The organism is Pseudoalteromonas sp. CNC9-20, from assembly GCF_022347875.1.
Taxonomy (GTDB): Bacteria; Pseudomonadota; Gammaproteobacteria; order Enterobacterales; family Alteromonadaceae; genus Pseudoalteromonas; species Pseudoalteromonas ruthenica.
In genome coordinates, this window is sequence record NZ_JAKRFS010000004.1 from 144,432 (window position 1) to 167,234 (window position 22,803).

Annotated in this window: 23 protein-coding genes and 3 tRNA genes; 18 read left to right on the plus strand and 8 right to left on the minus strand. The window is 47.0% G+C overall.

What is annotated here, in order from left to right:
* The first annotated feature begins 4 nt into the window (after window positions 1-4).
* From trpS to speD, 9 genes are all read left to right on the plus strand, one after another.
* Window positions 5-1,009 carry a tryptophan--tRNA ligase gene (gene trpS, locus MHM89_RS10965; RefSeq protein WP_022945585.1) on the plus strand — a complete coding sequence of 335 codons (1,005 nt, stop codon included), beginning with the start codon at window positions 5-7 and terminating at the stop codon, window positions 1,007-1,009.
* Between the two features lie 67 nt (window positions 1,010-1,076).
* Window positions 1,077-1,658 (plus strand): aminodeoxychorismate/anthranilate synthase component II, encoded by a 582-nt coding sequence (locus MHM89_RS10970; RefSeq protein WP_239408784.1) that lies wholly within the window; start codon window positions 1,077-1,079, stop codon window positions 1,656-1,658.
* Window positions 1,659-1,720: 62 nt separating this feature from the next.
* Window positions 1,721-2,878, plus strand: a complete 1,158-nt coding sequence (locus MHM89_RS10975) for an HDOD domain-containing protein (protein ID WP_022945587.1) — start codon at window positions 1,721-1,723, stop codon at window positions 2,876-2,878.
* A 329-nt stretch (window positions 2,879-3,207) separates the two neighbouring features.
* On the plus strand, window positions 3,208-4,407 hold the full coding sequence (locus MHM89_RS10980) for an aspartate aminotransferase family protein (protein ID WP_045979171.1): 1,200 nt from the start codon (window positions 3,208-3,210) through the stop codon (window positions 4,405-4,407).
* Between the two features lie 118 nt (window positions 4,408-4,525).
* Complete coding sequence (gene astA / locus MHM89_RS10985) at window positions 4,526-5,542, plus strand: arginine N-succinyltransferase (protein WP_022945589.1); 1,017 nt, start codon at window positions 4,526-4,528, stop codon at window positions 5,540-5,542.
* Window positions 5,543-5,552: 10 nt separating this feature from the next.
* Window positions 5,553-7,022 carry a succinylglutamate-semialdehyde dehydrogenase gene (astD, locus tag MHM89_RS10990; protein ID WP_045979172.1) on the plus strand — a complete coding sequence of 490 codons (1,470 nt, stop codon included), beginning with the start codon at window positions 5,553-5,555 and terminating at the stop codon, window positions 7,020-7,022.
* Between the two features lie 158 nt (window positions 7,023-7,180).
* Window positions 7,181-7,531 carry a DUF3802 family protein gene (locus MHM89_RS10995; protein ID WP_022945591.1) on the plus strand — a complete coding sequence of 117 codons (351 nt, stop codon included), beginning with the start codon at window positions 7,181-7,183 and terminating at the stop codon, window positions 7,529-7,531.
* 101 nt (window positions 7,532-7,632) lie between these two features.
* A complete protein-coding gene (locus tag MHM89_RS11000) occupies window positions 7,633-8,040 on the plus strand; it encodes an OsmC family protein (protein WP_022945592.1) in 408 nt (135 codons plus the stop codon).
* A 96-nt stretch (window positions 8,041-8,136) separates the two neighbouring features.
* The gene (gene speD, locus MHM89_RS11005; RefSeq protein ID WP_022945593.1) at window positions 8,137-8,943 is read left to right on the plus strand and encodes an adenosylmethionine decarboxylase; all 807 of its coding nucleotides are present in this window, start codon (window positions 8,137-8,139) and stop codon (window positions 8,941-8,943) included.
* A gap of 7 nt (window positions 8,944-8,950) precedes the next feature.
* On the opposite strand, the gene MHM89_RS11010 is transcribed toward speD, so the two are convergent.
* Window positions 8,951-9,850, minus strand: a complete 900-nt coding sequence (locus tag MHM89_RS11010) for a phosphoribulokinase (RefSeq protein WP_022945594.1) — start codon at window positions 9,848-9,850, stop codon at window positions 8,951-8,953.
* 126 nt (window positions 9,851-9,976) lie between these two features.
* Between MHM89_RS11010 and MHM89_RS11015 the strand changes: the two genes are divergently transcribed.
* A complete protein-coding gene (locus tag MHM89_RS11015; protein ID WP_239408785.1) occupies window positions 9,977-10,861 on the plus strand; it encodes a hypothetical protein in 885 nt (294 codons plus the stop codon).
* Here MHM89_RS11015 and MHM89_RS11020 read toward each other — a convergent pair.
* The 5 genes from MHM89_RS11020 to MHM89_RS11040 form a co-directional block, all read right to left on the minus strand.
* Complete coding sequence (locus MHM89_RS11020) at window positions 10,858-11,532, minus strand: hypothetical protein (RefSeq protein WP_026111199.1); 675 nt, start codon at window positions 11,530-11,532, stop codon at window positions 10,858-10,860. The genes MHM89_RS11015 and MHM89_RS11020 overlap by 4 nt on opposite strands.
* 3 nt (window positions 11,533-11,535) lie before the next feature.
* Window positions 11,536-11,892: a DUF2750 domain-containing protein gene (locus MHM89_RS11025; protein ID WP_239408786.1), complete on the minus strand. Its 357-nt coding sequence runs from the start codon at window positions 11,890-11,892 to the stop codon at window positions 11,536-11,538.
* Complete coding sequence (locus tag MHM89_RS11030) at window positions 11,892-12,473, minus strand: glutathione S-transferase family protein (protein ID WP_239408787.1); 582 nt, start codon at window positions 12,471-12,473, stop codon at window positions 11,892-11,894. Before MHM89_RS11030 ends, MHM89_RS11025 begins: the two co-directional genes overlap by 1 nt.
* A gap of 88 nt (window positions 12,474-12,561) precedes the next feature.
* Window positions 12,562-12,843, minus strand: coding sequence for a peptidylprolyl isomerase (locus tag MHM89_RS11035; RefSeq protein WP_022945599.1), 282 nt, complete (start codon window positions 12,841-12,843; stop codon window positions 12,562-12,564).
* A 105-nt stretch (window positions 12,844-12,948) separates the two neighbouring features.
* Window positions 12,949-13,488 (minus strand): glutathione peroxidase, encoded by a 540-nt coding sequence (locus tag MHM89_RS11040; RefSeq protein WP_130147203.1) that lies wholly within the window; start codon window positions 13,486-13,488, stop codon window positions 12,949-12,951.
* 78 nt (window positions 13,489-13,566) lie between these two features.
* Between MHM89_RS11040 and MHM89_RS11045 the strand changes: the two genes are divergently transcribed.
* On the plus strand, window positions 13,567-14,055 hold the full coding sequence (locus tag MHM89_RS11045; RefSeq protein ID WP_239408788.1) for a GNAT family N-acetyltransferase: 489 nt from the start codon (window positions 13,567-13,569) through the stop codon (window positions 14,053-14,055).
* Here the strand turns inward: MHM89_RS11045 and asd are convergent.
* The gene (gene asd / locus MHM89_RS11050) at window positions 14,044-14,910 is read right to left on the minus strand and encodes an archaetidylserine decarboxylase (protein ID WP_045979179.1); all 867 of its coding nucleotides are present in this window, start codon (window positions 14,908-14,910) and stop codon (window positions 14,044-14,046) included. The two genes, MHM89_RS11045 and asd, sit on opposite strands and share 12 nt — an antisense overlap.
* Before the next feature lie 74 nt (window positions 14,911-14,984).
* Window positions 14,985-16,043 carry a small ribosomal subunit biogenesis GTPase RsgA gene (gene rsgA, locus MHM89_RS11055; RefSeq protein ID WP_239408789.1) on the minus strand — a complete coding sequence of 353 codons (1,059 nt, stop codon included), beginning with the start codon at window positions 16,041-16,043 and terminating at the stop codon, window positions 14,985-14,987.
* Between the two features lie 144 nt (window positions 16,044-16,187).
* On the opposite strand from rsgA, the gene orn reads away from it, so the two are divergent.
* The 7 genes from orn (at window position 16,188) to MHM89_RS11090 (ending at window position 22,800) form a co-directional block, all read left to right on the plus strand.
* Window positions 16,188-16,733, plus strand: a complete 546-nt coding sequence (orn, locus tag MHM89_RS11060; protein ID WP_022945604.1) for an oligoribonuclease — start codon at window positions 16,188-16,190, stop codon at window positions 16,731-16,733.
* 131 nt (window positions 16,734-16,864) lie between these two features.
* Window positions 16,865-16,940 (plus strand) — tRNA-Gly (locus MHM89_RS11065).
* A 68-nt stretch (window positions 16,941-17,008) separates the two neighbouring features.
* Window positions 17,009-17,084 (plus strand) — tRNA-Gly (locus tag MHM89_RS11070).
* Between the two features lie 68 nt (window positions 17,085-17,152).
* Window positions 17,153-17,228 (plus strand) — tRNA-Gly (locus MHM89_RS11075).
* A 220-nt stretch (window positions 17,229-17,448) separates the two neighbouring features.
* Window positions 17,449-19,560 carry a methyl-accepting chemotaxis protein gene (locus MHM89_RS11080; protein WP_022945605.1) on the plus strand — a complete coding sequence of 704 codons (2,112 nt, stop codon included), beginning with the start codon at window positions 17,449-17,451 and terminating at the stop codon, window positions 19,558-19,560.
* 101 nt (window positions 19,561-19,661) lie between these two features.
* Window positions 19,662-21,647, plus strand: coding sequence for an ATP-binding protein (locus MHM89_RS11085; RefSeq protein ID WP_239408790.1), 1,986 nt, complete (start codon window positions 19,662-19,664; stop codon window positions 21,645-21,647).
* A 28-nt stretch (window positions 21,648-21,675) separates the two neighbouring features.
* On the plus strand, window positions 21,676-22,800 hold the full coding sequence (locus MHM89_RS11090; RefSeq protein WP_022945607.1) for a response regulator: 1,125 nt from the start codon (window positions 21,676-21,678) through the stop codon (window positions 22,798-22,800).
* Window positions 22,801-22,803 lie beyond the last annotated feature (3 nt).

A 22,803-nucleotide genomic window follows, 5' to 3' on the forward strand; every position in this document is an offset into this window, starting at 1 on the left:
CATCATGAGTAAACCCGTAGTGTTAAGTGGCATTCAGCCAACCGGTGGTATGACAATAGGCAATTACGTTGGCGCCATTAACCAGTGGCTTAGCTTGCAAGAGCATCATGAAAGTTACTTTATGCTTGTTGATTTGCACGCCATCACCATTCGCCAAGAGCCAGAGGTGTTAAAATCGCGAGTATTAGATGGCATTGCTCTGTACACCGCATGCGGTATCGACCCACAGAAGTCAGCGTTATTCGTGCAATCGCAAGTGCCAGAGCATGCCCAATTGGCATGGGTGCTAAATTGCTACGCACAAATGGGTGAGCTTAACCGCATGACCCAATTTAAAGATAAATCATCCAAGCATGCTAACAATGTCAATGTTGGCTTGTTTTCTTACCCGGTATTACAAGCGGCTGATATTCTTTTATATCAGGCTGACCAAGTGCCTGTTGGCGAAGACCAAAAGCAACACTTAGAGTTAACCCGTGATATCGCGACCCGCTTTAACAACCTATATGGTGAGGTCTTTAAAATTCCTGAGCCATATATCCCAGAATTTGGGGCTCGGGTAATGAGCTTGCAAGATCCACTGAAAAAGATGTCAAAGTCGGATGATAACCCTAATGGTTACATCATGTTGTTGGATGAACCCAAGAAAATAGAGAAGAAGCTCAAAAAAGCGGTGACCGATTCCGATGAACAGGCGCGTATCTATTTCGATCGTGAAGAAAAGCCCGGGGTGTCTAACTTGTTGACCTTACTGTCAGTGGCGACCAAGCGTAGCATTGATGAGTTAGTCCCTGAATATGAAGATAAAATGTATGGGCATTTGAAGAAAGATACTGCTGAAGCGGTGGTTGGTATGATTGAGCCAATCCAACAGCGCTTCAAGGAGATCCGTGAAGATCAGCCTCTGCTTGAAAAAATCATGAAAGAGGGGGCCGAGAAGGCCAGTGCTAAAGCCGCCCCCACTTTGAAAGCGGTGTATGACGCATTAGGGTTTATCCCACGCCCATAGATGGCTTGCCAGTGTAAATGACCACAAAAGCCAAGCGCGAAAGCTTGGCTTTTTAATGGAAGATTCCATGTTATTGATGATAGATAATTACGACTCCTTCACCTTTAACCTGGTGCAGTATTTCCAGCGCCTTGACCAAGAAGTGCTGGTAAAGCGCAATGATGAACTCACGTTAGCTGATATCCGTGCGTTAAACCCAGCACATATCGTGCTTTCACCGGGCCCTTGTAGTCCCAATGAGGCGGGGGTATGTGTGGATGTGGTGCGTCGCTTTGCCGGACATATTCCTATTTTAGGAGTTTGCTTGGGGCATCAAAGTATCGCCCAAGCTATGGGGGCGCAGGTGGTGCGTGCCAAGCAAGTTATGCATGGAAAAACGTCAACCATCTATACTAAGCAACAAGGCGTATTTGCGGGGTTGCCGCAGCATTTCGAAGTATGTCGTTACCACTCTTTAGTGGTGGCCCCAGCGTCTCTGCCAGAATCCTTAGAAATCACGGCGTGGACACAAGATGAGCACGAAAACATGGATGAAATCATGGGTTTGGTTCATACTTCTAAGGCATTGGAGGGCATTCAATTTCATCCTGAGGCCGTTCTAACTGAACATGGGCTCACGATGTTGCAGCACTTCATTCACAGGTACTAGGGCTTATAAGCGTTAGCAGCCTCAACGCAGCAAAAATATAGAAGCGGTATAACTTAGTAATTATGGTGACTAAAACAGAGCAAATTCGCCAACGTGTGGATGCCCTAGAACAGCGTTTTAATGACTTGCTGTTAGGGCATAGCTTTGCGCAGCAACAAATAGGTTTTATTAAAACCTTTGATATCCAATATGGTAAACCTCTTAAGCAGCGGACCTTATTGGAGGTCGAGCAGGCGGCGCACAGTCAACGGCAAAAACAAAGCTCAGAAAAGCTGCAGTTCACCGCCAAAGTCAGTACCAAATTACACGCGATCATTGAGAATGCAATCAATGAGCAGCTCCACAATGCTGATAACCTATATTCCGAAGTGTTGGGTATCCAAGATGCGGTCCCCACTATTTTAGATATCCTAGGCGCAAAAGCGGCGAGCGTTGGCCGCTTAGAGCCGCTCGTGAATGATTTGAGTTGGCTCGGGCGAGAACTCGTTACCTTAGTGAACTTACCTCAGTATCGCCAAGAGCGAGCCAATCGTGGTGTGAAGATTGACACCCCCGCGTTGGCGATTCGCTATTTGGGTTTAGATAACCTCCGCCTAACCATTCCTACTTACGCTATGCGCCATTGGTTGCCACACAGCACTGAGCCTTTTAGTTTATTGAAGCGTAAGTTACGCGAATCAGCAATGAGTCGAGCGATAGCGGCGTATGAGCTGGCTCAACTACAGGGTCTTAATCCATACAGTGCGTATATCGCTGCGTTGTTCTTGGATTTAGGCCGGGTCGCGCTAACACGACTGTATTTACGTTTGTTCCAACAGATTTGGCAACGTAAGGTGACGTTGGCACGAGATGAAGGCAACAAACGCCTCCATGATGCGCTCATTGCTATCGAGCCTGATCCACTGTATTTACGTAACCTTTTCGTTGAGCGCTCGTTGGAGATCACTCGCTCATTGGTCGAGAAAATGGGCTTTCGCTATATTGGCCTTAACGCACTGCTGGATGATTTTGCTTTGGTTGAAGCCAGTGAGCAGTCTGGCTTGGCGCAGGTTTTAGTGCATGCCAGCTGCTACAGTCAATATTTGATGCTGCACGAGCATCAACTTATTGAAGATGACGAGCGCACCCTGTGGTTCAACTATGTGGGTCTGCAAAGTGATCATGTCCAACACCTAGAAAAGACCAATTTGCACAATTTAGCACTGCAAATTGACGGCTAACTGAAAATTTTTTGTAAATTTTTTTTGCGTATATTCATTCATTATTCACTCCTTGGGCTCTTTCGGTGCTGCGCATAAGCTATAGTTCAATTTCCTAAAAGAATACCAAGATAGTTATTCACTGATCATGAAAAACTATCCTCAAAGCCTTTGTTTTCAAGGGCTGCATGAAAGCTTTGCATGAGACTTTAAGGTCTTTTTCTGAAATAATGGGATATCAACTAGTGTACTGCGCTACTTAAAAGTAGGCCGTATTTATCGCTTTTCGTGTCCCGCCTGTCGGCGTGCTTTAGATGCGACACAAAAGTAATACTCAGTGAGGAAATGAAATGACAGTTAATCGCGCTTTATTCGACGAGGTAATGGTACCTAATTACAACCCTTCAGCGGTTATCCCTGTACGCGGCGAAGGTTCGCGGGTGTGGGACCAGCAAGGCAAAGAGTTTATCGACTTCGCTGGTGGTATTGCGGTTAACTGTTTGGGCCATTGTCACCCTGCCTTAGTCAACGCATTGAAAGAGCAAGGTGAAAAAATTTGGCACCTGTCGAACATCTGGACCAATGAACCAGCCTTGCGTTTAGCAAAGAAAATGACCGACAACACCTTTGCTGACAAAGTGTATTTTGCTAACTCTGGCGCTGAAGCCAATGAAGCCGCACTAAAGCTGGCACGTCGCTGGGCAATCGATGTGCACGGTGAGCACAAATCGAAAATTATCTCCTTCAACAAAGGTTTCCATGGGCGCACCTTCTTTACCGTGACCGTAGGCGGTCAGGCTGCGTATTCTGACGGCTTTGGCCCGAAACCGGGTGACGTCGTTCACTGCGACTATAACGACCTGGAAAGCTTCAAAGCGCTGATTGACGATAATACCTGTGCGGTGATGATGGAGCCGTTGCAAGGTGAAGGCGGTATTATCGCGCCGGAGCAAGCATTTGTTGAGGGTGTGCGTGAACTGTGTGACCAGCACAATGCTTTACTTATTTTTGATGAAGTACAAACAGGTGTAGGTCGTACCGGCGAGCTTTACGCTTACCAAGGTCTTGGTGTGACGCCAGACATTCTAAGCTCAGCAAAAGCGCTCGGTGGTGGTTTTCCTATCGGCGCAATGTTAACCACGGCAGAGATTGCACAGCACCTTAAGCCGGGTACACATGGCTCTACCTATGGTGGTAACCCACTTGCTTGTGCGGTAGCCGAAGCGGCATTTGATACAGTAAACGATGCCACGGTACTGGCCGGTGTTAAAGAAAAAGAAGCGTTATTCAAATCGCTACTTAACGACATCAATGCTAAATACGACGTATTTTCTGAAATTCGTGGTAAGGGCTTGCTGTTAGGTGCAGTTGTTAACGATAAATTCAAAGGTCGTGCACGCGAATTCTTAGTTGCGAGTATGGAGCAGGGGTTGATGTCGCTTGTTGCGGGTGCCGATGTAGTACGCTTCACTCCGTCTTTAGTGATCCCTGAAGCCGATATCCGTGAAGGCATGGCGCGCTTTGAAAAAGCGGTAGCAAGCCTAGTCTAACCTGCCTGGGGCTGCAAAGCCCCATCCTGTAGTAAGTAAATTGCTGGAGTTCCACTTTGCCTTCTCGGTGAGGTTGCGGGCTCCTTTGGTATTTAACCTTTAGGGAGTAAGCGAGTCGATGATGATTCTTCGCCCAATCCAACAAGATGATTATCAGGATTTATTGATCATGGCCGAAGAGTCGGGCCATGGTTTTACATCCTTGCCGTTAAATGAAGAGTTGCTGCAGAATAAAATCGCACGCTCCGTACAGTCATTCGCGAAGCCGACTGAAAAGGCTGGAGACGAGGGCTATTTATTCGTATTGGAAGACAGTGAAACCGGTGAAATTGCGGGAACCTGTGGCATTGAAGCTGCAGTGGGCCTAGACGATGCATTTTACCACTACCATCTCAGCAAAGTGATTCATTCTTCACGCACTTTGGGAGTGTATAAAGCCGTTGATATTCTTACTTTATGTAATGACTATACCGGTGCAACAGAGCTGTGTACGCTGTTCTTGAAGGAAAAATACCGACAAAAATACAACGGCAAACTATTATCGAAGTCACGTATGCTGTTTATTAATCAGCACCGACAACGTTTTGCCGATACCGTTATTGCAGAAATGCGCGGCGTGTCTGATGAAAATGGCGATAGCCCATTTTGGCAGTGGTTAGAAGAGCACTTTTTCTCAATGGATTTTCCGACGGCTGATTACCTCACCGGCATTGGCCAGAAAGTATTCATCGCTGAGTTGATGCCAAAATATCCGATTTACGTCAACTTATTGAGTAAAGAAGCACAACAGGTGGTAGGGGAAGTGCACAGCAATACTCGCCCTGCCATTGAGTTGTTAAAAAGTGAAGGTTTCACTTTTAATGGTTATGTCGATATTTTCGATGCCGGACCGACGGTTGAAGCGAAAGTTGATAACATTCGTACTATCGCAAACAGCTCGTTACGTGAAGTGGTTATTGCAGATAACCCAGGTGAGCAAGCGGTATTAGTAGCGAACCAAGGCCTGCAAGACTATCGTGCTGTGGTTATTGAATGCGAATACAACGACGGCGAACAACATATCACACTAAGCCAAGCAACGGCGGATGCTTTAAAGGTTAAAGCAGGCGAGCGCGTTAGCGTGGCAGCATTATAAGGAGCAAGCAATGTCTCATTTAGCTCAATTCATTAATGGTCAATGGACAGCAGGTGAAGGCCAGGCCTTCAATTCCATTAACCCAGCGAATAACGACGTGATTTGGCAAGCAAACAGTGCCACACCACAGCAAGTTGATGCAGCGGTAAAGGCAGCGCGAGAAGCGTTTATTCCTTGGACAGATAAAACCGTAGAGCAGCGCTTAGAGGTGGTTAAAGCCTTCGTTGAGCAACTTAAAGAAAACAGCGAAGAGCTGGCATTGATTATTGCTCAAGAAACCGGAAAACCATTGTGGGAAACGCGCACAGAAGCCGCCGCGATGATTGGCAAAGCAGGCATCTCAGAGCGTGCTTATCATGAGCGCACTGGCACAGTAGAAAACCCAATGCCAGTAGGTAAGGCTGTTATTCGCCACCGTGCACATGGCGTGGTTGCTGTATTTGGTCCATATAACTTCCCGGGTCACCTACCAAATGGGCATATCATCCCAGCGCTGTTAGCGGGTAACACGGTGATCTTTAAACCGTCAGAGCTGACCCCAGCAGTGGCGGAATTCACCTTAAAGTTATGGCAGCAAGCTGGGTTACCACAAGGGGTGATTAACCTCGTTCAGGGTGAAGTTGAAACGGGCAAAGCCTTAGCATCTCACCCAGGTATCGACGGTCTATTCTTCACCGGTTCATCGCGCACAGGCCACGTGTTACATGAGCAATTCGCAGGTCAGCCAGGTAAAATCTTAGCGTTAGAGATGGGTGGTAATAACCCTCTCATTGTTAAGGATGTAAGCGATGAAAAAGCAGCAGTACATGATATTTTGCAATCAGCCTATATCTCTGCTGGACAGCGTTGTACGTGTGCCCGTAAGTTATTCTTGCCTGCGGGTGAGCAAGGCGATGCGATTCTTGCTCAGTTAATTACGGCGACTAAGAACATTAAAGTGGACGTCTATGACGCACCAGAACAGCCGTTCATGGGGTCCATGATTTCTGAAGCAGCGGCAAAGGGCCTGGTTGCGGCGCAGCAACAACTGGTTGAGCTCGGTGCAGAAGTGTTAGTAGAGCTTAAACATACAGCGGGCACGGGCTTTGTGACTCCTGGAATCTTGGAATGTAGCAATGTTAGTGATTTCCCTGATGACGAGCATTTCGGACCACTTTTGAAAGTATTCCGTTACACGGAGTTTGATGACGCCATTAACAAAGCAAATGATACTGCCTATGGCTTATCTGCTGGCCTGTTAAGCGACAGTGAGCAAGACTATGAATACTTCTTGCGTCGCATTCGTGCCGGTATTGTTAACTGGAACCGCCCAATTACGGGCGCATCGAGCGCAGCACCTTTCGGTGGTATTGGTGCTTCAGGCAATCACCGAGCAAGTGCTTACTATGCAGCAGATTACTGTGCCTACCCAGTTGCTTCTGTGGAACTTGAGAAAGTAACGCTTCCTGAAAAGTTGAGCCCGGGACTGAGCCTCGACTAATAGCGACTTTATTTGGGTCATAAAAAAGCAGCTTCGGCTGCTTTTTTTTAGTGCTAAGCAAGCACTTCAAAGTGGCTATAAAAGCATCGTAAGTCCTAGCTTTTCGGCTAAGTTTCTGCTTAAATCTAGAAAGATTTATAAGAAGTTAATGGTGTTTAATGGTTCTCGACAGACAAGGCTATGATGATCTCATCATGTACCTCACGCAAAACCTCTCGTTGTTTGAGAAGTCCGGTGAGGTCGCTCCTGATGCGCCGACGGTCATGGAGCTTATAGAAGATGTGATCGCCGAGCATGTAATGCTCATCTGTCAGCAGCACACCGAGCTCGATACCGAGCAGCGCAGTCAAATCGTACGTGAAGTCGACGGCATTGTGTACGACCTTCAAGAAGTTCTCAGTAGTGTCACTAATCAACCTGTAACCAAAGAGCAGCGCGAGTTTATTGACGAGTTTGCCGGGTTGATTAAAAACTTATTTGATAACGCCGTCGCTCGCGTATCGGCCTAAGCCGTCACTTTTGCATACCAATGGTAAGCATCGTTTAAACTTTGCATTGCCGGTAGCCTCATTTACAATCGCTGTAAACTTATTACCAATAAGAGGTTTACATGCAAGCGAAAGTAAAATGGGTAGAGGGTGATACCTTCATCGGCACATCTGACTCTGGCCACAATGTAGTATTCGATACTGGCAGTGATAGCCATGCCCCTTCACCGATGGAAATGGTTCTTATGTCAGCTGGAGCTTGCTCTTCGGTTGATGTGGTGAGCATTCTAAAGAAAGCTCGACAGCAAGTGAGTGACGTACAAGTTCAGCTCAGTGCCGAGCGCGCGCCATCAGCCCCAAAAGTGTTCACTAAGCTTAACCTGCATTTTGTTGTAAGTGGCAAAGAGGTCAGTGAGAAGCATGTTGAGCGCGCTGTTTCACTGTCTGCGGAAAAGTATTGCTCGGTGGCATTGATGCTGGAAAAATCAGTGCAAATCACGCATAGTTTTGAAGTACAAGAAATCGCTTAAAAAGTGCTTTTTCAAGGGGCCAAATTGGGCTAAAATCCGCGCTCTTTTATGGCCCCGATGCGGCTTTTAGCGACTAGGTTTTAAGGTTGGTTTATAGTGAACAAACCCTTCGATAAAATTAAACTTCATGGTTTCAATAACTTAACCAAAAGTTTAAGCTTCAGCATATACGATATCTGCTATGCCAAAACAGAGCAGCAGCGTAAAGAGTACATTGAGTACATTGACGAGCAATACAGTGCTGACCGCCTCACTGATATTTTAGGTGAAGTCGTAGACATAATCGGCGCCAATATTCTTAACGTGGCGCGTCAGGATTATGACCCACAGGGCGCGAGTGTGACTATCTTGGTTTCTGAAGAGCCAGTGCATGAACAAAGCTTTGATAGCGAGGAAACACCGGGCCCGTTACCGGACTCTGTCGTGGCGCACTTGGATAAAAGCCATATATGTGTACACACTTATCCGGAAGCTCATCCTCATGATGGGATTTGCACTTTTAGGGCCGATATTGAAGTATCGACCTGTGGCGTGATCTCGCCATTAAAAGCGCTCAACTTCTTGATCCATTCGTTAGAATCCGATGTTGTGACCATAGACTATCGCGTCCGAGGCTTTACTCGCGACGTTAATGGTGTGAAGCATTATATCGACCATGCCATTAATTCTATCCAAAATTACATGACAGAGGATACCAAAGAGCTCTATCAGATGATGGATGTGAATGTGTATCAAGAAAACTTGTTTCACACCAAAATGATGCTTAAAGAGACAGACCTGAATACCTATTTATTCGGCGTTACCACCGATGAGTTAGAGCAACAAGAGACTGAAGAGATCCGCACGCGTCTTAACCGTGAGATTCAAGAAATCTTTTACGGTCGTAACCTGCCTGACGCGTAGCGATAACTCAGATAGGCAAATCCACCGGCGCTAAATGTTCAAGGGCCCGCTTTTTCACTAGCAGGTCCTTGATCAGGGGCGTTAACAGTAACTCCATGGCCAAGCCCATTTTGCCACCAGGAACGACCAGCGTGTTCATGCGTGACATAAAGCTTCCTTCAATCATTTGCAGAAAATAAGGAAAGTCGACATCGTCTATGCCGCGAAAACGGATCACCACAAAACTCTCATCTAAAGATGGAATATCTTTAGCGCTAAAGGGGTTAGAGGTATCTACCGTTGGTACTCGTTGAAAATTGATATGGGTGCGGGAAAACTGCGGGGTGATGTGGTTAATGTAATCATCCATGCTGCGAATAATCGAGCCCATAACCGCTTCGCGAGAATGACCGCGCTCTGATGTGTCTCGGATCAGCTTTTGGATCCACTCTAAGTTAATGATTGGTACCATGCCAATGAGTAAATCCACATGCTTGGCAACGTCGTAGTCTTCATCAGCAACCCCGCCGTGCAAGCCTTCGTAGAACATCAGATCTGTGCCTTGCTCAAGTTCTTGCCAAGGGGTGAATGTGCCTGGTAACTGATTATAGGGAACGGCTTCGTCAAAGGTGTGAAGGTAGCGACGGACCTTACCATTACCAGTCTCGCCGTAATTGGCAAACAGCGACTCTAGCGCCTCAAAGTCATTGGCCTCACGACCAAAGTAGCTAATATGGCGTCCTTGTTGCTCTGCTTCACGAATCTTCTTGTCCATTTCTGGGCGGGTATAGCGATGAAAGCTATCACCCTCAATAAACGCGGCATTTATGTCTAGTGCACGGAAAATGTGCTTGATTGCATTGGTTGTTGTGGTTGTGCCTGCGCCTGAAGAGCCAGTAATTGCCACAATAGGGTGTTTCGCCGACATAAGATTAACCGTTTGTTAATTAGAATACCCTTTATAAAGGTGCAGTGCAGTGAAATCAAGCCTAGTTACTTGCGAGACGGTGAATTCACGTTAGTATAGGGAGATTGCCAATAACAATAAAAAATTATGCGTAAATTCAAAAATCTACTGCTTGGTAGTGCCGCTCTTATCGTCACTGCCTCGGCGCCAGCTTGGGCGTTAGATAGCCAAGTATTGCTTTTGCGGGAGCATTCGCAAGGTATCGATGTTTCCGCCATCAGTGATAAAGCAGGGTACAGCAATCAACCTTGGCTTACCGCCAAGGGGGTGTATTACACCCAAGCGGTGACTCAAGCACAGCAATCACAAACAGATATCTTCTTTTACGACTTCGCTACCAACAACCGAGTGAACGTTACACAAAGCAAAAACAGTAGTGAGTATTCACCAACGATGATGCTTGATGGCGATGCAATCTCTGCCGTGGTAGTCGAACCGAATGCGGCACAAAAGTTATGGCGTTTTCCGTTAGATGGCACGGCGCCGCAGCGAATTTTTGACAACGGCATGACCATAGGTTATCACGCTTGGGGGCCGCAAGGCGTGATGGTTTTTGCCTTAGGCGAGCCACATAGCATTCATTATCTGCCTCTTAAAAACCCCAAAAAGGGCAAGCACATCGTTGATAACCCCGGTCGCACACTGAGCTATAACTCGGCACTGCGGGTTTACACTTATACCTTTGAGGAACAAGGGCAGAGTTGGTTCGCCACCTATGCAGTTGATGATGATGTATCGAGCAAAGCCTTTCGCCTGCCACAAGGTGTCCAAGATTACACCTGGTTTGACGCGCAGACGGTGATTTATGCAAATCAAAATCGATTATATAAGAAACAGTTGGGTAATGCTCAGCCAGCGCAGCTATGGCACGACTTAAGCGCCCATTGCCAAGGTACCATTACACGCGTGAGCTACTTAGCTACAGAGAAGACCTTAGCATGGGTATGTAATGCCAAAGCTAAAGAGAGTTAATGGCGATTGCAAAAGCGTTGCCAGTGGGTGTGGGCATTCACAACGCGCACCCCTCGGACTATCTTTTGCAATAAGCGCATATCGGCGAATTCTCGTTGTGGGTATTCCTTGAGGCCGAGCAGATAACAAAACCCAGCTTTACTGCCTAACTGCATGGCACTAATACGGACCTGCTGCTCGAAGTTTAGACGTAAACTACTCAAAGCGGTTTTATGGCCGTGCTGATCCACGGTGGGCAGAGCACATTTCTGTAGGTAGCCAGCGCGCTCTCCCTCGCCGGAAAACCAAATCCGTGCCTTTTCACTGTAACGACCAGATTTTGCAGGTAAATCAAACAGTAAGCGCTGATGTCCATGATCTGTCAACCATTGCACATATTCATGTAACCCACAGGAGAATAAGTGTGGATGGATGGGGATTTTACGCGCTTTGATTTTGCCATGAGTATGCACATGCAAGTAAGCGGTGCCAGTGCCTAAATGCACATCTTCCAAAGTGAGGCTGCCAAGTTCATCACTAAAGCCGCCGGTATAATAGGCCAGTAGAGGCAGCCAGAAATGCCAATGCTTGGCTTGCTCGCGTGGTTGTTTTTCGTCGCCGTACACATACCCTGAAAACAGGGTGTGTAATTCCATAGCAGAAAATGGCCGCCGTCCTAGATGGGTTTTCACAGCTTAGTCGGTCAGTGCATTCACTAATGATTGGGCACTTAACTCACTGCAAGCACCTTCAGCCCAATTAACACCTACCCACACGCTATCATCATGCAAAGCGGGAGCTAATTCATCAAGGTACTCACTAAGCGATATATCAATGGCTGTGTAGTCTTGCCACTCATTTACGCATTGTTGCTGCGCTAGCGCTTCGCTATGCCACAGTAGCAGCACATCTTTGTTATCATCGTATGCCGAGGTCACACTGGCTACACCGCCGTCTGGGGCGCTCAATAGCCATAATGTTTGCTGTTCACGGACCTGCTCACAAAAGCTATCAAGTTGTGATTCTATTTCTATATCGTTGCTATTATTCATTATTCGGCCTTTCTTGGATCGGTTTGTTGGGCCAGTTGTTCACGGCTGTACTGTTGCCAAAACGCATGTAATTGCGAATAAACGCTGAAATCGGTGAGTTGACGAAATGCCAACCAATCTAACAGGCAAAATAGGCTGGTTAGTACATAAGCATGCTTTATTTTACCACTGCTAAGTAATTCTTCTAACACCCCTAAGCATTGGCTAATGCGCTGATGTTGGAGGTTAAAAAATAACGTATCTTGTATGGTGTCAAACCCTGAACGCTGGCATAAAAGCAGCTCAACACCGGAATCATTAGCCGCGTTGATAGTTGTTAGTTGGTTACGCTCATCCCAATGTAATGGTTTGAGCTGATGGGCTTGGCTTAAGTATTCAAAAATTACAGTGGAGTCATATATACTCTGCTGCCCGTCGACCAGTACTGGAATTTTCGCTACCGGCGTGTGTTGTAATAGCAGTTTTCGCCCTGCGGGGGAGAAAATATCTATATGTTGGTAAGGAACATCAAGTGTGTGCTGGGCGCACCAAATGCGCAGGCGGCGTACATAGGGGGAGGTATCAGAGCCATACAATTGCATTGTAAAACCTGCCTTGTGAGCAACAATCTCAATAACTGAGCTCCAAAATAGCAGGCTTTACAAGCAATGCAATAGAAATTTGGCGAGCTTAATCGCTACGGCTAGTCACTTCGAGTAAATGATAACCAAACTGTGTTTGTACTGGACCTTGTACTTGGTTTAATGGGGCTGAAAACACTACTTTATCAAACTCTGGTACCATCATGCCTGGGCCAAACTCTCCAAGCGCTCCGCCGTCTTGTGAGCTCGGACACATGGAGTGTTGTTTTGCCAGTTCTGCGAAATCCTCTCCCTGTTCAATCTTATCTTTTAAATCTAGGCACAGGGCCTCGTTATCCACCAATATATGACGCGCACTTGCCAAAGCCATAAGTTACTCCATTTGTTAATATCATGATTCTGTTAGGCCCTTCGCCGTGGGTGAGCCGGACCTTTTTTACTGCCATTAAGTTTAGACAAACATAATGATTTGTCATTATAGCGCTTGCTCAACAGCTTGGGTAAGCGTTTCTGACATTGGTTTTGTGCGGCTGTTAAAGCGTTGCACCTGTTGTCTATCCTTTGACACTAAGTACTTGTAAAAATTCCAATTTGGAGAGCTGGTTTGCTCGTTCAAAAATTGAAATACCGGATGAGCATCGTCGCCCCTCACCGGTGTCGGCGCGAGCATAGTGAAGGTCACACCATAATTGATGTAGCACACTTCAGCAGTGTCTTTTTCGTCATCTTCCTCTTGGAAAAAATCGTCAGATGGAAACCCTAACACCACCAAGCCTTGATCTTTGTACTTTTGATGCAGCTGCTCAAGCTCTTTGAACTGCGGTGTAAAACCACAGTTGCTGGCCGTATTAACAATAAGCAAAGGCTTATCTTTAAATTGGCAAAGATTAATGCTTTGCTCTGAGCGTAGCTTACGCACTTCAACATCGGTGAAATCGCCACATTCGCTGGCTTCGACTGTAGAGCTAAGCAGTAATAACGCAGCGCTTAGGGTGCTGAGAGTGAATCGGATCATGACCGTCGCCTTTTCATTGTTTGTCTCGCAGAGTACGATACTATCAATGTAAATGATCATTTTTAGCAACCATTATTTATGTTTGAAACCGCTGAATTAAGTGATTTGCCTCGTATCGTAGATATTTATAACCAGACTATCGCCAGTCGCATGGTGACCGCAGACACTGAGACGGTCACTGTTGAAGAGCGTCGCTCGTGGTTTCTAGGTCATACGCCTGAGCGGCCCATTTTCGTTTACAAACAAGATGAGCGAGTTGTGGGTTGGTTGAGTTTCAAATCTTTTTATGGCCGCCCCGCTTACGACGGCACCGTAGAGGTTGCCATTTATTTATGTGAATCGGTAAGAGGACAGGGATTGGGGCGAAAAGCGCTTAACTTCGTTGAAGCTCATGCCCATACACTGGCAATTGAGAACCTCTTAGCTTTTATATTTAGTCATAATAAACCCAGTATCGGGCTTTTTACCTCGGCGGGGTTTTCGGTGTGGGGGCAACTGCCAGATGTAGCGAGAATGGATGGTCAATTATACAGCTTGACCATCCTTGGTAAGTCACTAGTCGCGTAGTTTTGCAAACGCTGTGCCCATGCGCGTGGTGGCCTCGGGAACTTGATCGTCAAGAAAGTCAGCCTGATTAGCTCCCCACGCTAGAATGACAGTGGAACCAAGCTTGAAGCGCCCCATTTCCTCACCTTTTTTCAGCTTCACTGCGCGGTTTCCTTCGCTTGGGTAATCCCAGCTAAATACATCTTTACCTGCTGGTGGCGTGACTGTCCCAGCCCACACAGTTTCGATGCTGGCAACAATGGTGGCGCCTACCAGTACCATCGCCAGCGGGCCAATGTCTGTATCAAATATCGCCACTACGCGCTCATTGCGAGCAAATAAGTTGGGCACGTTTTGCGCCGTTAATGGATTTACAGAGAATAAATCGCCAGGTACATAGATCATCCGTTTTAAGGTACCGTCTACTGGCATGTGAATACGGTGGTAATCTTTCGGTGCAAGGTAAATGGTGGCGAACTTCCCGCCTAAAAACGGCTCTGCATCGGCTTGGTTGCCGCCAAGTAACGTCTGCACACTATAATGATGGCCTTTGGCTTGCAGTAATTGACCCTCATTAATATCGCCGAGTTGGCTAATGGCCCCATCAACTGGGTGAGCGATAATATTGTCGTCTTCGCAAAGCGGGCGGATACCGGCTTTGAGTGGGCGAGTGAAAAACTCGTTAAAGCTTTGGTAGTGACTTGGGTCCTCGTGCTGCGCTTCGCTCATATCAATTTTATATTGCTTAATAAAAAGCTTAATGAGCGAGGTGGTAAGCTTGCCCGCCTTTGCTGCGGCTAATTTTCCAACTAAGCGTGATACGCCGTGTTTTGGTAGCGCATATTGAAAAGCGATTTTTACTTTGTCTAAATTCACTGTGTAGATTCCACTGTAATTTGTTAAATGGTAACGAAACCAAAGAGTAAAGGCCAGTTACCGGCCTTTGAGTGCTACACTCGTGGATTACGAGCGCCAGCACGGCCATCGGCCATTGATTCTATTATGCGGTGATAGTTCTCAAAGCGAAAATCGGCAATTTCGCCTTGTTCTACAGCCTCTCGCAGTAGACAGCCCGGATCATCTAAATGTTTACAATCACGGAACTTACAGCCGCCCAAATATTGACGAAACTCTTTAAAGCACCAAGCGACGCGCTCGGGCTCTAAATGCCATAGGCCAAATTCGCGGATCCCTGGGGAGTCGATTAAGTTGCCGCCACTGGGGAGGTGATGTAAACGAGACACGGTTGTGGTGTGTTGACCTAAGCCGCTATTGCTCGATACGGTCTTGGTAAGGATATCGGCATCAGGCAACAAGGCATTGACTAAGCTTGATTTGCCAACCCCACTTTGGCCAACAAAGATGCTGTTGTTATCCGCCAACATTGCCTTTAGTGTGTCCATGCCTTCACCGCTTTCGCTACTGACGATCATCACCTGATAGCCTAAATGAGCGTACTCAGCGAGGTAATCGGCAAATAGCTCACGGTCCTCATCGTCGAGTAGGTCCACTTTATTCAAAAGCAGCACAGGGGGAATACCCATGTCCTCACACGCGACGATATAACGGTCGATTATTTGTGTGCTAAATTCCGGCACCACCGCAGAGACCATTAGAATTTGATCGACATTGGCAGCCACCACTTTTACACCATCGTAAAAATCAGGGCGGGTTAGTTGCGAATGTCGCTCTTCAACTAACTCAACTACTCCGGCGATATCGCCCTCACTGACTTTTGCGCGGCGGAACATCACTTTGTCACCACAGACCAAGCTAGATATTGTGCGGCGAATATTACAGCGTAATACTTCGGCATCCGCTGTTTCCACATCGGCATGCTGACCGAAGCGGCTGACAACGAGAGCCGGTTCAGCCGCGCCTAAATTCTGGCTATCAAGCTCCAGCTCTGCCGCCTTGCTGGCATCGGACTTTACCCGCTGTAAGCGTTTCTGGTGATTAGCGCGTATACGTCGCGCTTGCCCTTTCGACAATTTCTGTTTTTTGGCCACGGAATCTCTTTCGTTCATGCCCATCTTGGCACTGTCCTATTTGGAGTAAATAAGGACGGTGTAAAAAAGGCTTTAGGTCTGCGTATGAAGCTAATATGATATAACTAATCGCAGCAAACCGAAAGAGAAGCAGGGCGCACGACTATGGCTGTAAGCAAAACAAACCTGGTCTGGTTAGACTTGGAAATGACCGGCTTGAATCCCGATCACGACCGCATTATGGAAATTGCCACCATTGTTACCGACAGCGAGTTAAACATCCTCGCCCAGGGCCCAGTGATTGCTATTCACCAAAGCGACGAATTACTCAACAATATGGACGCGTGGTGTACTAACCAACATGGTAAATCGGGACTGACTAAACGCTGCCAACAAAGCGAGGTTAGCGAGCATCAAGCCATGGCTGAAACATTGGCGTTTTTAGAGCAGTGGGTCCCCGCAGGCGCATCGCCTTTATGTGGGAACTCCATTGGTCAAGACCGTCGCTTTCTAGTGCGTTACATGCCTGAGCTCGATAACTTCTTCCATTACCGCAACATCGATGTCAGTACCATTAAAGAGTTGGCCCGACGTTGGCAGCCTGAGGTATTAGATAAAGTTGAGAAAAAGGGTTCGCACTTAGCATTGGACGATATCAAAGACTCAATTATGGAATTGCAGGTTTATCGTACAGAAGTGTTCAAAATTTAAAAAAACCGCAAAAAAGGGCTTGCAAAGACAAGGTATTCTTGTAAAATCCTGCCCCGCTTAAGACGAACACCCTGCATTAGTCGGTGTGCTTAAACTAAGCGCTATGTAGCAGTCTCGCTGTTACATATGAAGCGGCACTAGCTCAGCTGGTAGAGCGCAACCTTGCCAAGGTTGAGGTCACGAGTTCGAACCTCGTGTGCCGCTCCAAACTTTTACTGTTGTTGCTAACAGTTTGCAGCCCAAGCTCAGCTGCACAATCCAGAGCAAACAATGAAGCGGCACTAGCTCAGCTGGTAGAGCGCAACCTTGCCAAGGTTGAGGTCACGAGTTCGAACCTCGTGTGCCGCTCCAAACTTTTACTGTTGTTACTAACAGTTTGCAGCCCAAGCTCAGCTGCGCAACCCCGAGCAAATTATGAAGCGGCACTAGCTCAGCTGGTAGAGCGCAACCTTGCCAAGGTTGAGGTCACGAGTTCGAACCTCGTGTGCCGCTCCAATTCACTGAATACACTCAAAACTCAGTTCTGTTCCCACATGTATCGCGTATAAAGCATGCAGCCAAGCTGGCATTGTTGATGTATTAAAGATCTCCCCCGCAGTGGCTATGGCTGCATGTATTTTGGTGCTCTTTTGTGCTGATCCTCGTGATGGCGGTTTCCTATTCTGGCTGGCTCGACTAAGCTTTATCTCAGGTTCGTTCAAAAGGTAAAGAAGTAATGCGAAATCAGTCCCTTGCTAAAAAACTCTTACTTGCTAGTTGTGGTGCCTTATTGGTCACTGTGTTGCTGCTTATTGGTATTTTATGGTGGCAATTGGAGCAAAGTAATAGCGCCGTTTCCAGTGAATCCAGGGTGCTTGTGCGCCAAGAGGTTGAGGATAAACTGTTGGCTAAGGCCGGCTTAGATGGTGAGAAAATCCTCGGTTTTATCAATGAAGCCTATCGAATTCCTTATACCCTAGCTGGGATCCTTGGACGCACCAAAAATCAGCCTTTGGATCGAAGTGCGGTAGAGCAAATAGACCGGGCGGTATTGGCTCAAAATGAACTGGTATCGTCCATTTACACGCAGTTTGAAGACAACGCTTATGATGGTCTAGACAATCAATTTACCAGCGGCCACCAGCACTCCGTACCCGGACATGGCTCCTTAGAGATTTACATGATCCGTAATGAAGACGGCTCTATTGAACAACAAGTGGTGGAAGATGCGAGCGAAAAGCACGTCGATACCATCAATGATATGGGACTGCGCGAGGCCGAATGGTATCTGTGTGCGAAAGATACACTCAAACCTTGTTTAATGGAGCCCTATCTTTATGAGATTTCGCCAGGATATTCCGAGATGATGACCTCGCTGACCGCTCCCATCGTTCACCAAGGGCGTTTTTTAGGCGTGGCCGGGGTTGATTTAAACCTACCTATTTTTCAGAAAATCACTGAGCAGCTCTCGGCGAACCTCTATCAAGGCCAAAGCAAGGTGTCGCTCATCAGCTCAATGGGCTTGGTGGTGGGCAGTAGCCATTACACCGAGCAGTTAGGAAAACCATTTGCTGAGGTGGTGGATAAACCACTTATGGCGGCAATAAAGAGCAGTACAGCAAGCGTTGAGCTGGTGGATGACGCATTCGTTGTTAATTACCCACTGGATGTAAAACTAGCCGACTCTACTTGGCGTTTGGTTGTTGAAGTACCTGAGTCACTGGCCATGGCGGGCGCTCAAGAGTTACAGCAAAACTTGGAAGATAATGCTGATGCGCTGAAGTCAGTACTTATTATCGTTGCCATTGTGGTACTTGCAGGCGCTGCGACCATGATGTACTGGCTTACCCGAACCATTGTAGGCCCTATTGATGCCATTCGTATGCGTATGGAAAACTTGGCCAGCGCCGAGGGAGATTTAACACAGTCGCTGAATGTTGATACGCACGCCGAACTTATCGCTTTGGGGAGCGGTTTTAATGCCTTTATCGACAAATTACGTACTCTTATATCTCAGCTTAAGCAACTCTCATCACAAACCATGGAGCAGGCCGACAGTGCCTCGCAAGTGGCCACACAAACCCAAGAAAATGTAGAGAAACAGTTTGCTGAAATTGAGAGTGTAGTGACGGCAATGAACGAAATGAGCTCCACGGCGTTGGAAGTGGCCCGCGCCTCAGAGCAATCAGCACAGCAAACGGAAGAAATTAATAAATTAGTGCAAGCCAGTGAGCACAGTTTGTCGCAAGCTGTTGACCAAGTACAAACCATGTCTACGGAGATCAATGATGCCAATGTGGCGGTGGGTAAGGTCGCTTCACGCAGTAATGACATTAACCAGATACTCGATGTGATCCGCACCATTGCCGAGCAAACGAATCTGCTTGCACTGAATGCTGCTATCGAAGCGGCTCGAGCAGGTGAACAAGGACGAGGCTTTGCTGTGGTGGCTGACGAAGTTCGTGCACTGGCGTCGAAAACACGTGCTTCCACAGACGACATCAGTGAGCTTATTACCCGCTTGCAGCAAGAAGTGGGCAGTGCATCAACCATTATAGAGCAGGGTGTGTCACGCGCCGATACCGCTGTATCGCAAACGTCATCTGCGTTTGATGCGCTTCATGAAGTAGTAGAAAAAGTGAATGAAATTACCAATCAAGTGACTCACATAGCCACAGCTGCTGAGGAGCAAAGCTCGGTCACTGAAGAAATCAATCGTAATTTAACGCTCATTTCCGATGCTGCCTCGCACTTGGCCGACTTGGCCCAGCAAACAGGGTCTGGGTCGAAAGAGCTCATTGCCTTGGTTGAAGAGCAAGATTCGCAACTGAGTCGTTTGAAAACTTAAGCGTTTCCTCTTTAGGTTCAATGGCTTAAGTTGAATATAAAGTTGCCAACTAGGCAAAAGTACGTCTACGTTTAAACTAGAGTAGAGGGCTTGGTGAAAGCATGGTGAAGCGACGGATACTGATCATAGATGCAACAACAGTGCTTGCTATGCGCATTAAAGTACTGCTAGAGCTGCTCGATTGTGAGGTCGAGCTGCTGCACTTTGCTAATTTAGAAGTCATTGAGCCCAATGACTATGATATGTATATCCTTGCCCATGGCATTCCTATGGCGCTTGCTTGTGAGCTCAAACAAACCCTCAGCGGCTGTAATGTCGCGTTATTGGCGCCTAAGGCTGAACAAGGTGAAGTATTTGCAAGCTTCGCCGAGCTCAATAAGCTGTTTATACAAGCTCAAGTTATTTATCCTTTCTATGAAAACAAAGAAATCAGTGCGCTATTAGAAAGCATTTTAGAGATTGACGGACCGCAGTCGATAGCCTTGCCGCAAGTGCTTCATGTTAGTCCACAAGATAGCCAAGCACATATCCAGCAGTGGCTGACAGGCGCGCACATTAGCGTACTCGGTGCTCACTCTCTTACTCAGGCGTTGGAAATTGTCAACGGAACACATATCGATATTTTGCTCTGTCATTACCAAGTGCAAGGGGATAGCGGCAGTGATGTGTATTTACAGGTTAAAAGGATACAATCACATTGCCGTTGTATCTTGCTTATTAACCAAGGAGATAAAGCAAATTTACTGGAGGTGATCCGCAGCGGTGTGGATGATGTCATTGAGCTGCCAGCGGATCAAAGTATTGTCCTTAAATCGGTGCATAAAGCATGGCAGACGGAGCTCCTCAAACGTAACAACGCGCAGCTACTTGAGCGGTTACAAGACACCGTCGACGCGCTCATTGAAAAAGACAGTTTGTTACGCGTAGTATTCAAAAACACCCCTGATGCAGTCATTTTGTTTGCCCGTAATGGCAGCCTGATTGACGCCAATGATGCAGCGGCGAAGTTACTTAACCTAAATCAAACCGAGCTCGCAAAGCATACCCTGTTTCAATTTTTGAGCCCAAGCTCAGAGCAAACTTTACTGCAAACTATGCGTTCGACATCAAGCCTAAACCAGCATAGCTGTGAGCTTGAAGTGCAAACCTCGAAGCGCGGGCTGATCCCTATGGTCGGTTCCTTCAGTGAAATTGATTATCACGGTGCGATTGCCTACGCCGTAATCTTTAAAAATGTAACTAACCTAAAAGAGCGCCAAGTATTACTTGAAGAGGCGCGAGATGAGCTCGAAATCCGCGTCAAGGAGCGCACTCGGGAGCTGGAGTTAGCTAAGGACCAGGCGGAAGCCGCAAACCGCAGTAAATCAGAGTTCCTGGCCAATATGTCTCACGAACTGCGCACCCCGATGCACTCCATACTCAGCTTTTCGCGGTTTGGGCTCGACAAGTTGAGCAATGGTGAAACGCCCATTGATAAGTTAAGCAAGTATCTCAACCGTATTCATACCAGCGGCGAGCGCTTGTTGTCATTACTTAATAACTTACTTGATTTGTCGAAATTAGACGTTGGCAAATTTCCTTTTTGCCCGAGCCGAGCTGACGTTTGTAAGTTGATTGAATCGAGCATTACCGATGTGTCTGGCACGGCGATGGAAAAGCACATCAACATAAAACTCCATGATAACGGTGTGAATAGTCACATTGACTGCGATGGTGCGCAAATAACTCAAGTAATAACTAATCTATTGGGAAATGCGCTTAAATTTAGCACCGAAGGAAGTGAAATAGACATTTACTTACATGAGGATGGTGACAACTTGGGAGTTCAAGTGGTTGATCATGGAGTAGGTATCCCAGAAAACGAGCTAGAACATGTCTTTGATAAATTCTCCCAAAGTAGCCAAACCAATCGAGGGGCCGGGGGAACAGGTTTAGGATTGGCGATATGCCGAGAGTTTGTGGCGCTGCATCATGGCCGCATTCATGCTAAGCAAAATCCTAAAGGAGGCACTATTATAGAAATAAGCTTGCCAAAAGTTCAGCAAGCACAAGAAACTCAGGCGCCGCCGCATAAGCCGGTAGAATAACAAGCTTGAATAAGGGAAGGTCAATACGATGACAGTGCAACGGGTATTAGCAGTAGATGACGAAGAATATAATCTAGAAATCATTGAAGAAATTCTCGATGATCAGGGGTTTGAGCTGAAAATGGTCGACAGTGGGCCAGCCTGCCTTGCGGTGGTGGGGGAGTTTAAGCCAGATATTATTTTGCTTGATGTCAGCATGCCAGATATGAACGGCTATGATGTCTGTCGCCAACTTAAAGCGAACCCAGAAACCGAAGATATTGTGGTCATGTTTGTATCTGCGCGAGGCACGGTAGAAGAGCGCATGGAGGGTTACGCTGTAGGCGCAGAAGACTACATTGTTAAACCTTTCAGTCACGATGAACTCAAATCAAAGTTGATGAAGCTCAAAGGGTATCTTGACGAGCAAGAAGACTTACAAAAGCAAGTTGACGATGCCACATCAACGGCTTTTAATGCTATGGCTAATAGCAGCGAAATGGGCGAAATCGTCAACTTTGTTGAGCGTATTGGGCAAATTTGGGAGCCCCAAGAGTTAGGCAAAGAGCTTCTCAGCTGTTTAAACCGTTTTGGCTTACAAAGTAATGCTGAGTTGCGATTGGATGACGGCGTACAGCACTTTTCATTAAGTGGAGGGTGCTCCCCCATTGTCGTTGAGCTTTTCGATATGCTAAAAACCCGGGGGCGTTTACACGAGTTCTCGCAGCGATTGTTGGTTAACTACGAGAAAGTGAGCTTACTGATCCTGAATATGCCAGAGAAAGAACCCGAGAAGCATGGTCGCATTCGCGATCATGTGTGTTTTTTAGTCAGCGTGACCGAGCAGCAACTCACCGCCATTATGACCAAACAAGCGCTGCAAAAGCGCCAAGCGCAGTTGGGGGAGGCGGTATCGCGTATTGAAGCACAATTCCGTGAGCTCATCAGTGCGGTGAATCAAACGCGCAGCGATAATGAGAAAGTATTTCGCGCGTTACAAGAAGAGCTTGAGGAGCGTATTCCCACTATGGGCTTAGACGATGACCAAGAAGCCTTTATCTATCAAAAGGTAGACGACACCATCCAACGCTCGGTGGCCCGAGAGGAGTCAGTGGAGAACTTGCAGGCAGCATTTTCTCGCATTGAGCAAGATCTCGCTAAATTGCTCAACTAACGT